Origin of the sequence: Streptomyces liangshanensis (assembly GCF_011694815.1) — a bacterium.
Classification (GTDB): Bacteria; Actinomycetota; Actinomycetes; order Streptomycetales; family Streptomycetaceae; genus Streptomyces; species Streptomyces liangshanensis.
The window spans coordinates 3485495-3497899 of record NZ_CP050177.1 but is presented as its reverse complement, the minus strand read 5'-3'; the positions used below and the strand labels follow the sequence as shown (position 1 = coordinate 3497899).

The window sequence follows — 12405 nt, the reverse complement described above, 5'->3', positions numbered from 1 at the left end:
GCCGATGTCGGCCGCGGCGTACGCGGCGATGCTCTGCGCGGGGGTCGCGGCGTGGCTGACGGTTGACCGCGACGCGGCGGTGAGGCGGGCCACGGTGCTGTTCGTGGACGGCCCGGAGGGGGCGGCCCACGGTGTGGACGGTGGCCGTGCCGGGGTCGGTCGGTGGTCCGGCGCGGTGTTGTGGCGGCGGTGGCGGGTGCGCGTCGTGCTGGGGGCGCGGCGGTTGCGCGGGGAGTGGCTCTGTCTGCCGGTGGCGGTGGTGCTCGCGGTGCTGGGCGACTCGGTGCTGCCGCTGGTCGGAGGCGCGGTCGCGGTGCCGTTCGTGCGGCGGCGGTTGCGGGCCGGGGAGCGGGCGAGGGCGGCCGAGCGGCGGGCCGGGGGTGTCGTCGCGTTGTGCGGGGCGGCGGCGGGGGAGTTGCGGTCCGGTGCGCAGCCCGTCCCGGCGTTGCTGGCGGCGGCCGTGGCGACCGGTGGCCTGGGCGACGGCGAGGCCCGGGTGGTGGCCGCCGCGCGGTTCGGGGGCGACGTGTCCGAGGCGCTGCGGCGGGCGGCGCGGGAGCCCGGATGCGAAGGGCTGGCCGGGCTGGCGGCCTGTTGGCGGGTGGCCGTGGACGGCGGGGCGGGTCTGGCCGCCGGTCTCGACCGGTTGGAGGCGGCCCTGCGGGCCGAGAGGGAGCAGCGGGAGGCCTTGCGGGCCCAGTTGGCCGGGGCGTGGTCGACGGTCGCGGTGCTCGGGCTCCTCCCGGTGCTGGGCCTGGCGATGGGCTGGGCGCTCGGCGCGGATCCGTTGCGCGTGCTGCTGCACACGCCGGCCGGGTGCGGCTGCCTGGTGGTCGGCGGGTTGTTGGAGGGGGCCGGTCTGTGGTGGGCCGGCCGGATCGTGCGGACGGGGATGGGGACATGAGTGGGGAGTTGAGCCATCTGTTGTGGGTGGTGGTCTGGGCGTTGGCCGCTGTCGGGTGCGTGTGGTTCGCGGTGGGGGCGGTGCGGTCCGAGCGGCGCGTGCGCAGGCGGCTCGCGGGTGTCCTAGCCGTGGAGTACGGGCGGCGGCGGCGACCGTGGCCGGACGTGCGGGCTCGGGCGCGGCGCTGGGTCCCGGTGTTCGGGGCGCTGGTTGTCGGCTGTGCGCTGGTCGGAGGCGTGACCGGCTGGATCGTGGGGTGCGCGGCGGCGTACGGGGTGTGGCGGTGGGCGCGGGGCCGGACGCCGGACCAGGACGCCGTCGCCGCCGACGAGGCCGAGGTGGCGCGCCGGCTGCCGCTCGCCGCGGATCTCCTGGCGGCCTGTGTCGCCGCCGGGGCGGGCCCGCGTGAGGCGGCCGCGGCGGTCGGTGAGTCGCTGGGCGGACCGGTCGGGGAGCGGCTGGCCCGGACGGCGGCGGAGCTTCGGCTCGGCGGTGAACCGGCTCAGGTGTGGGGGAGGTTCGGCGCGATACCGGGCGCGGCGGGGCTGGCCAGGTGCCTGGAGCGGGCCGGGGCCAGCGGGGCGCCCGCGGCCGAGCCGGTGGCGCGGCTGGCCGAAGGCCTCCGGGCGGACCGGGCCCGTGCGGCGCTGGCCAGGGCCCAGCGGGCGCAGGTGCTGATCACCGCGCCGGTGGGCCTGTGCTTCCTGCCCGCGTTCCTGGCCCTGGGGGTGGCGCCGGTGGTGGTGGGCCTGGCGGGCGGGTTGCTGCGCGGCAGGTGAGGCGCGGCAGCTGTCAACGGTCGCGAGGCCTTTTCACCCTTCGAGTTCATGTTCATTTCGCGGATCACGGGAGGCAGGCATGAGGAAGATCGTCATGGGGATGCGGGCGGGCGTGCGGTGGCTGCGGCTGCGCGGGGCCTGGACGGACGCGGGGATGGCGACGACGGAGTTCGCCATGGTGACGCTGGCCGCCGCGGCGCTGGCGGCGGTGCTCTACAAGGTCGTCACGGGCGGACAGGTCTCCGAGGCGCTGCGGTCGGTCATCGGGGAGGCGCTCGGTGCGCGCTACTGACGCCCGGCGCCCGGTGCGGGACCTTCGGCGAACGGTGGGGCGGTCGTGGCGATCATCCGGTCGACCCCGGGTGGGCCGCCGGCGGTCCGTGGCGGGTGACCGGGGGTCGGTGACGGTGGAGGCGGCGATGGCCGTGCCGGTGCTGGTGGCGTTCACGCTGGCGCTGGTCTGGGGGCTGTGGGCGGCCGCCGCGCAGATCCGGTGCGTCGACGCGGCGCGGGCGGGGGCGCGGGCGGCTGCCAGGTCGGAGCCCGGGGCCGAGGCGTTGGCGGCGGCCCGGTCGGCCGCTCCGGAGGGCGCGCGGATCACGATGGCGCGGTCCGGCGACCTGTGGCGGGTACGGGTGGAGGCCCCCATGCCGGGGCCGGGCGCGCTCGCCCTCACGCTCGGTGCGGAGGCCGTGGCTCCGGCCGAGGACGCCCAGGGCGGCTCTGGAGGCGGCCTTGGAGGCCCTGGGGCTGTGCGGGTCGCCTCATGAGCGGGGACCGGGGGGCCGCGACGGTCTGGGCGGCGATGGCGGCGACGGCGATGTGCGCGGTGTTCGCGGTGGTCCTCGCGCTCGGCCAGGCGGTCGCCACCCGCCACCGGGCCGGGGGCGCCGCCGACCTGGCCGCCCTCGGTGCGGCCGGGCGGGCGCTCCAGGGCCGGGCCGCCGCCTGCGACCGGGCGGCGGAGGTGGCCGCGGCCCAGGGGGCCGAGCTGGTGCGGTGCGCGCTGACGGGGGAGGTCGCGGACGTGAGCGTACGGGCGCGCTTCGGCCCGTACGGCCCGGTGGTCAGGTCCCGGGCGGGGCCACCACAGGCGCCGGGCCCTGCTCCGGTTCGGACCGGAGCGCGGGTCGGGACCGGGGCGCGGGTCGGGACCGGGCCGGCGGCACGGTCGCCGTGGTCCCCGGCGACGTCACCGGCTCCCTTGCAGCCGGCTCCGGGGCCGGGGGGTGTGCCGCGGGGGTCGCCGTGGGGGCGGAGTCCGCCGGGGATCCCCTGAGCAGTTCGGTGAGGAGGCGGACGGCACCGCGCTTGTGCAGGGGCTCGTTGCCGTTGCCGCACTTGGGGGACTGGACGCAGGAGGGGCAGCCGGCCTCGCACTCGCAGGAGGAGATCGCCTCGCGGGTGGCCGTGAGCCATTCACGGGCCGTGTGGAACGCCCGCTCGGCGAAGCCCGCGCCGCCGGGGTGGCCGTCGTACACGAAGACCGTCGGCAGCAGCGTGTCCGGATGGAGCGGTACGGACACCCCGCCGATGTCCCAGCGGTCGCACGTGGCGAAGAGCGGGAGCATCCCGATCGAGGCGTGCTCGGCGGCGTGCAGGGCGCCGGCCAGCTGCTCCGGGTTGACCCGGGCGGCGTCCAGCTGGTCCTCGGTGACCGTCCACCACACGGCCCGGGTGCGCAGCGTGCGCGGCGGCAGGTCGAGCTTGGTCTCGCCGAGCACCTCGCCCGTGATGAGCCTGCGGCGCAGGAAGGAGACGACCTGGTTGGTGACCTCGACGGAGCCGTAGCAGAGGCGCCCGGCGCCCCACGGGATCTCGGTGTCGGTCTCCAGGACGGAGATGGCGGTGGTGTCGCGGGCGGTCGTGGAGTACGGCGGGGCGGCCTCCTCGACCAGCGCGACCGAGTCCTCCAGGTCGAGCCGCTTCACCAGGTAGGTGCGGCCTTGGTGGAGGTGGACGGCGCCGTCGTGGACGGCGGCGTGCGAGGCGGGCTCGTCGACGGTGCCGAGCAGCCGCCCGGTCGCCGCCTCGACGATCTGGACGGGCCGGCCGCCCTCGCCCCGGATGTCCGCGAGGTCGGCGGCCCGCTGCCGGCGCGTCCAGTACCAGCCGGACGCGCGCCGCCGCAGCAGCCCCGCGGCCTCCAGCTGGGGGAGTAGCCCGGCGGCGGCCGGGCCGAAGAGCGGCAGGTCTTCTTCGGTGAGGGGCAGCTCCGCCGCGGCCGCGCACAGGTGGGGGGCGAGGACGTACGGGTTGTCCGGGTCGAGGACGGTCGACTCGACGGGCTGCTGGAACAGCGCCTCGGGGTGGTGGACGAGGAACGTGTCCAGCGGGTCGTCCCGCGCGACCAGGACGGCCAGCGCCCCCTGCCCGGCGCGGCCCGCGCGGCCCGCCTGCTGCCACAGGGAGGCGCGGGTGCCCGGGTAGCCCGCGATCAGGACGGCCTCCAGGCCGGACACGTCGATGCCGAGTTCCAGGGCGGTGGTGGCCGCGAGGCCGAGGAGTTCGCCGGAGTGCAGGGCCCGCTCCAGGGCGCGGCGTTCCTCGGGCAGGTAGCCGCCCCGGTAGGCGGCGACCCGGCGGACCAGGGAGCGGTCGACCTGGGCCAGCCGTTCCTGGGCGATGACGGAGATGAGCTCGGCGCCGCGCCGGGAGCGTACGAACGCCACCGTACGGACGCCCTGGAGGGTGAGGTCGGTGAGGAGCTCGGCGGTCTCGGCGGTGGCGGTACGGCGGACGGGGGCGCCCTTCTCGCCGTGCAGGTCGGTGAGCGGGGGCTCCCACAGGGCGAAGACCAGCTCGCCGCGCGGGGAGGCGTCGTCGGCGACCTCGTGGACGGGCAGGCCGGTGAGCCGTCCCGCGGCCTGGGCGGGGCTCGCGGCGGTGGCGGAGGCGAGGAGGAAGACGGGGTCGGCCCCGTACCGGGCGCAGACGCGGCGCAGCCGCCGCAGCACCTGGGCCACGTGGGAGCCGAAGACCCCGCGGTAGGTGTGGCACTCGTCGATCACGACATAGCGCAGGGAGCGCAGGAAGGAGGCCCAGCGGGGGTGGGACGGGAGTATCCCGCGGTGCAGCATGTCCGGATTGGTCAGGACGTAGTTGGCGTACTGCCTGACCCACTCGCGTTCCTCGACGGGGGTGTCCCCGTCGTAGACGGCGGGGCGTACGCGCGTGCCGAGCGGGGCGGCCAGTTCCTTGACGGAGCGGCGCTGGTCGGCGGCGAGGGCCTTCGTGGGGGCCAGGTAGAGCGCGGTCGCGCCGCGCCCGTTGGGGGCCTCGGAGCCGTCGAGGAGGGTGCTCAGCACGGGGGCGAGGTAGGCGAGGGACTTGCCGGAGGCGGTGCCGGTGGCGATCACGACGGATTCGCCGTCGAGGGCGTGCTCGGCGGCGGTCGCCTGGTGGGCCCACGGATGGTCGATCCCGGCCCGCTGGACGGCGTCGATCACCTCCGCGCGGATGCGATCAGGCCAGACCGCATGACGTCCCTCCCTCGGGGGCAGGTGCTCCGTATGGGTGATGCGCGCAGCACGACCCGCCCCCGCGGCGAGCCGGTCGAGGACCGTGTCCGGGGAGGGGCGGCTTTCCCCGCTCTCGGCGGGTCCTTGGGGGCGGTGATTCCTGGCCATCGGCATCGAGTGTGTCACTGGCATGACGGACAATGGTCCCAAGGCGTCGTGCATGGCTGCTGGTAAGTGATTGAATGCCATCGCGGCTGGCGATACGTCCCCTGGCTCCGTCGGGGAGACCCGAGGGGCGACCGCTCGATAGCAAGGTGCTGGAGGATCCGTGGACCTGTCTCTGTCGACTCGCAATGTGTCCGGCCCTGGTGGCGACCGTACGGTCGTCGAGGTCGGTGGCGAGATTGATGTGTATACCGCGCCCAAGCTGCGCGAGCAGTTGGTCGAGTTGGTGAACGACGGCAGCTACCACCTGGTTGTCGACATGGAAGGCGTGGACTTCCTGGACTCCACCGGTCTCGGCGTGCTCGTGGGCGGACTCAAGCGGGTGCGTGCGCATGAAGGCTCGCTGCGCCTGGTCTGCAACCAGGAGCGCATTCTCAAGATCTTCCGGATCACCGGTCTGACCAAGGTGTTCCCCATCCACACCACGGTCGACGAGGCCGTGGCGGCCACCGACTGAGGTCGGTCGCCACCTTCCGGAGGAAGGGCGGTGGGCTCCGGGCTGTGCGCCCGGGCGCCCGCGTCCTGTGAGTTTGCACGCTCGTACGTTCGAGGGGGATCGCATGGCCACCGTTGAACTCCGCTTCAGCGCCCAGCCCGAACATGTCAGGACGGCCCGTCTGGTGGCGGCCGCCGTGGCACGCCGGGCCGGGGTCGACGAAGCTGTGTTGGACGAGGTCAGACTCGCGGTCGGTGAGGCATGCAGCCGGGCGGTCGGGCTGCATCGCAGCCATGGCATCACCGCCCCGGTGAGGGTCGTCCTGATCGAGGAGGAGAAGAGCTTCTCCATCGAGGTCGGCGACGAGGTGCCGAGTACGGGCAGCGTCGCCACCGGGACCCCGGAGACGAGCGGGGGAGCGCCTGCCGGCGATCTCTACGACCATGAGGCCGACGGCGAGGACGAGATGGGTCTCGCGGTCATCAGCGGGCTCGTCGACGACGTCCAGGTCACCTCGGACGACGACGGTGGTGTCATCCGCATGACGTGGCCGACGGCGCACGCCGTGGCGCTGTCGTGAATTCTTGATTCATTTCGGGAGAGGCCCTGCTGAGCAGGGTCTTTCTTGTTCTCCGGAACGTCCGGCGAGCGTGAGGTGTCTCTCCCTCGCCGCTGGTGCAAACGGTGACAATGCGATCTGAACCGGACGTCCGGCGCGCGGATGTAGCCCACATGGCGTGTATGTTCCGGGGCCGAGAGCCTTGGAAGGGACCAAACCGGTGAACAAGAAGCTTGTGGCCGCGCTGTCCGGCGGTGCGGCACTGCTCATGGCGCTGACCGGCTGCAGTAGCGGCGACGACAGCGACAACAAGGTCAACGACTGGGCGAAGCAGGTCTGCGACCAGGTGCAGCCGCAGCTCAAGAAGATCGCGGCCGCCAACGTCTCCATCCAGCAGGTGACCTCGGACAGCAGCAAGCCGGCCGACGTCCAGAAGACGGACTCGGCGGCCTTCCAGTCCATCTCGGACGCCTACAAGGCCCTGGGTTCCGCCGTGAACGGCGCGGGCGCCCCGCCCGTCAAGGACGGCGCGACGACCCAGCAGGAAGCCGTCAAGGAACTCAACGCCACCTCGGCCGCCTACGCGGGCCTCAAGCAGAAGGTCGACGCGCTCGACACCAAGGACCAGGCCCGGTTCGCCGACGGCCTGACCGGGATCGCCGACGAGCTCGACAAGCTCAGCAAGAGCGGGGACGACGCGCTCCAGAGGCTCCAGTCCGGCGAGGTCGGCAAGGCCATGGCCAAGCAGCCCGGCTGCCAGAAGCCCTCCCCGTCCGCCTCGGACGGCGCGAGCGCGTCCTAGGACGCCGAGCGCGAGCCGGCGCCGTGGCCCGTCACCCCTTCCGGGCGGCGGGCCGCGGGCCGTTGTCGGTGACACCCGCCACAATGGTGGCGTGAGTACGACCAGCCTTCCCTCGCCCGACCACTCGTCCCGGCTCCGTGAGGTCCTCCTCGCCGCCGACTTCACCGTCGACGGCCTGCTCGACCTGCTCGGCGCCCCCGCCTACGCCGCGCTGGCCCGCAGCGAGACCGTGCCCGCCCTGCGCGCCACCGAAGGCCACACCCCGCTCGAATCGCTCGTCCGGCTCTTCCTGCTCCAGCGGCCCGTCGCCCGCGAACACGCGGAGCGCGCCCTGACGCTCCCCGAGGCGCTGGCCGACGGCTGGATCGTCGAGGACGGGGACGAGATCAGCGCCACGGTCGACGTCCGGCCGTACGGCGGACCCGAGGGGCAGGACTGGTTCATCGTCTCCGACCTGGGCTGCGCCGTCGGCGGCGCGGGCGGCGTGGGTGACCACGACGAGGGGGTCGTGCTCGGGGTCGGCGGCGCCTCGACGACCCTGGCCGGCATCACCGTACGGACGCCGGTGGACAGCGCCCTCGACCTCGGCACGGGCTCCGGCATCCAGGCCCTGCACGCCAGCCGGCACGCCACACGCGTCACCGCCACCGACCTCAATCCGCGCGCCCTGGCCTTCACCCGCCTGACCCTGGCCCTCTCCGGGGCGCCCGGGGCCGACCTGCGCGAGGGATCACTGTTCGAGCCGGTCGCGGACGAGACGTACGACCTCATCGTGTCGAACCCGCCCTTCGTGATCTCGCCCGGCGCCCGGCTCACCTACCGGGACGGCGGCATGGCGGGCGACGACCTGTGCCGGACGCTGGTGTCGCAGGCGGGGGAGCACCTGAACCGGGGCGGGTACGCGCAGTTTCTCGCCAACTGGGAGCACGTCGAGGGCGAGGAATGGCAGGAGCGGCTGCGCTCCTGGGTGCCGCGCGGGTGCGACGCGTGGATCGTCCAGCGGGAGGTGCAGGACATCACGCAGTACGCGGAGCTGTGGCTGCGGGACAGCGGCGACCACCGCAGCGACCCGGAGGCGTACGCGGAGCGGTACGGGGCGTGGCTGGACGAGTTCGAGTCCCGTAGGACCAAGGCCGTCGGCTTCGGCTGGATCACGCTGAGGAAGTCCGGCGCCGAGGAGCCCTCGGTCGTCGTGGAGGAGTGGCCGCACGCGGTGGAGCAGCCGCTCGGCGACGCCGTACAGGCGCACTTCGCGCGGCAGGACTACCTGCGGGGGCATGACGACGCGGCGCTGCTCGCCGACCACTTCGTCCTCGCGACCGAGGTCGTCCAGGAGCAGGTGGGGCTGCCCGGCGCGGAGGACCCCGAGCACGTGGTGCTGCGCCAGCACCGGGGGATGCGGCGGGCCACGAAGGTCGACACCGTCGGGGCGGGCTTCGCCGGGGTCTGCGACGGGACGCTGAGCGCCGGCCGGATCCTGGACGCGATCGCGCAGGTCATGGGCGAGGACCCGGTGCTGCTCAGGGACCGTACGCCGCAGTCGATCCGGCTCCTGGTGGAGGAAGGCTTCCTGGAACCGGCTTCCGGGTGAACCGGCGCGTGGCGTTCACCCGAAATTCGTACTCCTGACGCTCCGGGGTGCCAGCCTCGGGCTCCTGGGTCCCGGCGCCGCGTCATGGGCGCCGGGGTACGACGGAGCGAACGGGGTGCGGGCATGGAGAGCGGACCGGCGATCTTCGCGGGGACGGCCTTCGCGCTGTTCGGCGCCGCGCTGCTGCTGTGGACCGGGGTCCGGGTCCTGCACCGCGCGCCGGTGGCCCACGGAGTGGGCACCGCGGCCTCCGTCACGCTCACGACACTCTCTGGCGTGGTCTTTCTCGCTCTCGGCGTCTGGTTCTTCGGTCGTATCTGATCCGCTCCCCGCGATCCGGCTCCGGCTCCCCGATCCGATTCCGGCTTTCCGGTCCCGGACCGGAATCTCCCGTCCATGATCGACAGGCGCCTCCGCCCGGCGCCCCGACCACCCCGGACCTGCACCGGACCCTCTCCGGGCCGCCGGTACGCGACCCCCCTCCCGGCCCGCCCCGGAACCACCCGGGAAGCGCCCCGACGCGACGGGCCCGGGGGTCCGGGCGGCAGGAATGCCCGGAGTCGGGTTACCGTTCGAGTGGCCGCTGCGGTCTTTCGCCGTTTGACACGGGGGCGGGTTGTACCGTCACACTCCGCAGCGAAGCAGCGTCACCGCTGGGCCGTACCCGGTCCCGCCGTGCCGTTCTGCCGTACTGGCGTACGGGCCCACCGAGTGTCGATCCGGAGAGAAGAGCGAAGTTGTCCCCGACCAGCGAAGCCGCACACGGCGGCCGCCGACTCGTCATCGTCGAGTCGCCCGCCAAGGCGAAGACGATCAAGGGCTACCTCGGCCCCGGATATGTCGTCGAGGCGAGCGTCGGGCACATCCGCGACCTCCCGAACGGTGCCGCCGAGGTGCCGGAGAAGTACACGGGCGAGGTACGCCGTCTCGGCGTGGACGTGAACAACGACTTCGAGCCGATCTACGTCGTCAACGCCGACAAGAAGGCACAGGTCAGAAAGCTCAAGGAGCTGCTGGCCGAGTCCGACGAGCTCTACCTCGCCACCGATGAGGACCGCGAGGGCGAAGCCATCGCGTGGCACCTCCAGGAAGTCCTGAAGCCCAAGGTCCCCGTCCACCGGATGGTCTTCCACGAGATCACCAAGGACGCGATCAGGGCCGCCGTCGCCAACCCGCGCGAGCTGAACACGCGCATGGTCGACGCCCAGGAGACCCGCCGTATCCTCGACCGGCTGTACGGCTACGAGGTCTCGCCGGTCCTGTGGAAGAAGGTCATGCGCGGCCTGTCCGCCGGCCGTGTGCAGTCCGTCGCCACCCGCCTCGTCGTCGAGCGCGAGCGGGAGCGCATCGCGTTCCGCTCCGCCGAGTACTGGGACCTGACCGGCACGTTCTCCACCGGCCGTGCCGGTGACGCCTCCGACCCGTCCTCGCTGCTCGCCCGGCTCAACGCGGTCGACGGCAAGCGGGTCGCCCAGGGCCGTGACTTCGGTTCCGACGGCCGGATCAAGTCCGACCAGACGCTCCACCTGGACGAGGCGAACGCGCGCGCCCTGGCCGCCGCGCTGGAGAACGCTTCCTTCTCGGTGCGGTCCGTCGAGTCGAAGCCGTACCGCCGCTCCCCGTACGCCCCCTTCCGTACGACGACGCTCCAGCAGGAGGCCTCGCGCAAGCTGGGCTTCGGGGCCAAGTCCACGATGCAGGTCGCGCAGAAGCTGTACGAGAACGGCTTCATCACCTATATGCGTACGGACTCCACGACGCTCTCCGACACCGCGATCTCGGCGGCCCGCGCGCAGGTCACGCAGCTGTACGGGGCGAACTACCTGCCGGACAAGCCGCGCACGTACGCCGGCAAGGTCAAGAACGCGCAGGAGGCGCACGAGGCGATCCGGCCTTCGGGTGATCGTTTCCGCACGCCCGCCGAGACGGGTCTGTCCGGCGACCAGTTCCGCCTCTACGAGCTGATCTGGAAGCGGACCGTCGCCTCCCAGATGAAGGACGCGGTCGGCAACAGCGTCACCGTCAAGATCGTCGGGTCCGCCTCCGACGGCCGCGAGGCGGAGTTCTCCGCGTCCGGCAAGACGATCACCTTCCACGGCTTCATGAAGGCGTACGTCGAAGGCGCCGACGACCCGAACGCCGAGCTGGACGACCGCGAGCGCCGACTGCCGCAGGTCGCCGAGGGCGACGCGCTGTCCGCCGAGGAACTGTCCGTCGACGGCCACTCCACCAAGCCCCCGGCCCGCTACACGGAAGCGTCGCTGGTCAAGGAGCTGGAGGAGCGCGAGATCGGCCGCCCGTCCACGTACGCCTCGATCATCGGGACCATCCTCGATCGCGGTTACGTGTTCAAGAAGGGCACGGCGCTCGTCCCGTCCTTCCTCTCCTTCGCCGTGGTCAATCTGCTGGAGACCCACTTCGGCCGGCTCGTCGACTACGACTTCACGGCCCGGATGGAGGACGACCTCGACCGCATCGCGCGGGGCGAGGCGCACTCCGTGCCGTGGCTCAAGCGCTTCTACTTCGGCGAGGGCGGGGACGGCGAGGACGTCGGCGCCGCCTCGGCCGCGGGCAACGGCGACGGGGACCACCTCGGCGGCCTGAAGGAACTGGTCACGGACCTCGGCGCGATCGACGCCCGGGAGATCTCCTCGTTCCCCGTCGGCGACGGCATCATGCTGCGCGTCGGCCGGTACGGGCCGTACGTGGAGCGCGGCGAGAAGGACGAAGAGGGCCACCAGCGCGCCGACGTGCCCGAGGAGATGGCACCGGACGAGCTGACGGTCGAGTACGCGGAAGAGCTGCTGGCCAAGCCGAGCGGCGACTTCGAACTGGGCGCCGACCCCGTGACGGGGAACCAGATCGTCGCCAAGGACGGCCGGTACGGCCCGTACGTCACCGAGATCCTCCCGGAGAACACCCCGAAGACGGGCAAGAACGCGGTCAAGCCGCGTACCGCCTCCCTCTTCAAGTCGATGTCCTTGGACACGGTCACCATCGACGACGCCCTCAAGCTGATGTCGCTGCCGCGTGTGGTGGGGACGGACGCCGAGGGGGTCGAGATCACGGCGCAGAACGGCCGGTACGGCCCGTATCTTAAGAAGGGCACCGACTCACGGTCCCTGACGACCGAGGACCAGCTCTTCGACATCACGCTCGACGAGGCGCTGGCGATCTACGCCCAGCCGAAGCAGCGGGGCCGCGCCGCGGCCAAGCCGCCGCTCAAGGAACTGGGCACGGACCCGGTGAGCGAGCGTCCCGTGGTGGTGAAGGACGGCCGGTTCGGGCCGTACGTCACCGACGGCGAGACGAACGCGACGCTGCGGACGGACGACAGCGTCGAGGCGATCACTCCTGAGCGGGGTTACGAGCTGCTCGCGGAGAAGCGCGCCAAGTCGCCTGCCAAGAAGACGGCGAAGAAGGCCCCCGCCAAGCGCGCGCCGGCCAAGAAGGCGACGACGGCGAAGAAGGCCGTCGCGAAGAAGACCACGGCGAAGACGGCCGCCAAGAAGACGACGGCGGCGAAGTCCACGGCGGCGAAGTCGACCGCGGCGAAGTCGACGGCCAAGAAGACGTCCGCCTCCGCTTCGAGGTCGGCGAAAACGGACGAATAGGCGGACCCGGGCGGACCGATGGGCGGGTCGGGGA

Annotated in this window: 11 protein-coding genes and 1 pseudogene; 11 read left to right on the top strand and 1 reads right to left on the bottom strand. The window is 73.0% G+C overall.

The genetic code is table 11. From position 1 onward, the window contains the following. Window positions 1-4: 4 nt before the first annotated feature. From HA039_RS15080 to HA039_RS33580, 5 genes and pseudogenes are all read left to right on the top strand, one after another. Complete coding sequence (locus HA039_RS15080; RefSeq protein ID WP_167036826.1) at window positions 5-904, top strand: type II secretion system F family protein; 900 nt, start codon at window positions 5-7, stop codon at window positions 902-904. Continuing rightward, a complete protein-coding gene (locus tag HA039_RS15075; RefSeq protein WP_167029411.1) occupies window positions 901-1683 on the top strand; it encodes a type II secretion system F family protein in 783 nt (260 codons plus the stop codon). Before HA039_RS15080 ends, HA039_RS15075 begins: the two co-directional genes overlap by 4 nt. A gap of 79 nt (window positions 1684-1762) precedes the next feature. Next, window positions 1763-1975, top strand: a complete 213-nt coding sequence (locus HA039_RS15070; RefSeq protein ID WP_341830019.1) for a DUF4244 domain-containing protein — start codon at window positions 1763-1765, stop codon at window positions 1973-1975. Window positions 1976-2102: 127 nt separating this feature from the next. Next, complete coding sequence (locus HA039_RS15065; RefSeq protein ID WP_425086345.1) at window positions 2103-2453, top strand: TadE family type IV pilus minor pilin; 351 nt, start codon at window positions 2103-2105, stop codon at window positions 2451-2453. Beyond that, window positions 2450-2680, top strand: a pseudogene (locus tag HA039_RS33580) (Rv3654c family TadE-like protein); the annotation flags it as partial. The gene HA039_RS15065 and the pseudogene HA039_RS33580, both read left to right, overlap by 4 nt. Before the next feature lie 70 nt (window positions 2681-2750). Here the strand turns inward: HA039_RS33580 and HA039_RS15060 are convergent. Continuing rightward, window positions 2751-5393 carry a DEAD/DEAH box helicase gene (locus tag HA039_RS15060; protein ID WP_243869447.1) on the bottom strand — a complete coding sequence of 881 codons (2643 nt, stop codon included), beginning with the start codon at window positions 5391-5393 and terminating at the stop codon, window positions 2751-2753. 79 nt (window positions 5394-5472) lie between these two features. Here HA039_RS15060 and HA039_RS15055 point away from each other — a divergent pair, with 79 nt between their 5' ends. The 6 genes from HA039_RS15055 to topA all read left to right on the top strand — a co-directional run bounded on the left by HA039_RS15055 (window position 5473) and on the right by topA (window position 12371). Beyond that, window positions 5473-5826 (top strand): STAS domain-containing protein, encoded by a 354-nt coding sequence (locus tag HA039_RS15055; RefSeq protein ID WP_003967428.1) that lies wholly within the window; start codon window positions 5473-5475, stop codon window positions 5824-5826. A gap of 103 nt (window positions 5827-5929) precedes the next feature. Next, window positions 5930-6385, top strand: a complete 456-nt coding sequence (locus HA039_RS15050) for an ATP-binding protein (RefSeq protein ID WP_208298618.1) — start codon at window positions 5930-5932, stop codon at window positions 6383-6385. 199 nt (window positions 6386-6584) lie between these two features. Further along, the gene (locus HA039_RS15045; protein ID WP_167029405.1) at window positions 6585-7166 is read left to right on the top strand and encodes a small secreted protein; all 582 of its coding nucleotides are present in this window, start codon (window positions 6585-6587) and stop codon (window positions 7164-7166) included. 91 nt (window positions 7167-7257) lie between these two features. Next, on the top strand, window positions 7258-8757 hold the full coding sequence (locus HA039_RS15040; RefSeq protein ID WP_167029402.1) for a DUF7059 domain-containing protein: 1500 nt from the start codon (window positions 7258-7260) through the stop codon (window positions 8755-8757). Window positions 8758-8880: 123 nt separating this feature from the next. Then, window positions 8881-9078, top strand: coding sequence for a hypothetical protein (locus HA039_RS15035; RefSeq protein WP_167029399.1), 198 nt, complete (start codon window positions 8881-8883; stop codon window positions 9076-9078). A 416-nt stretch (window positions 9079-9494) separates the two neighbouring features. Continuing rightward, window positions 9495-12371, top strand: a complete 2877-nt coding sequence (gene topA, locus HA039_RS15030) for a type I DNA topoisomerase (RefSeq protein ID WP_167029395.1) — start codon at window positions 9495-9497, stop codon at window positions 12369-12371. Window positions 12372-12405 lie beyond the last annotated feature (34 nt).

Excerpts from the sequence above, each read along its gene's own strand:
- HA039_RS15065 (WP_425086345.1), top strand. The coding sequence starts at position 2,103 with ATGGCCGTGCCGGTGCTGGTGGCGTTCACGCTGGCGCTGGTCTGGGGG.
- HA039_RS15050 (WP_208298618.1), top strand. The coding sequence starts at position 5,930 with ATGGCCACCGTTGAACTCCGCTTCAGCGCCCAGCCCGAACATGTCAGG.
- HA039_RS15070 (WP_341830019.1), top strand. The coding sequence starts at position 1,763 with ATGAGGAAGATCGTCATGGGGATGCGGGCGGGCGTGCGGTGGCTGCGG.
- HA039_RS15060 (WP_243869447.1), bottom strand. The coding sequence starts at position 5,393 with ATGGCATTCAATCACTTACCAGCAGCCATGCACGACGCCTTGGGACCA.
- HA039_RS15080 (WP_167036826.1), top strand. The coding sequence starts at position 5 with ATGTCGGCCGCGGCGTACGCGGCGATGCTCTGCGCGGGGGTCGCGGCG.
- HA039_RS15075 (WP_167029411.1), top strand. The coding sequence starts at position 901 with ATGAGTGGGGAGTTGAGCCATCTGTTGTGGGTGGTGGTCTGGGCGTTG.
- HA039_RS15035 (WP_167029399.1), top strand. The coding sequence starts at position 8,881 with ATGGAGAGCGGACCGGCGATCTTCGCGGGGACGGCCTTCGCGCTGTTC.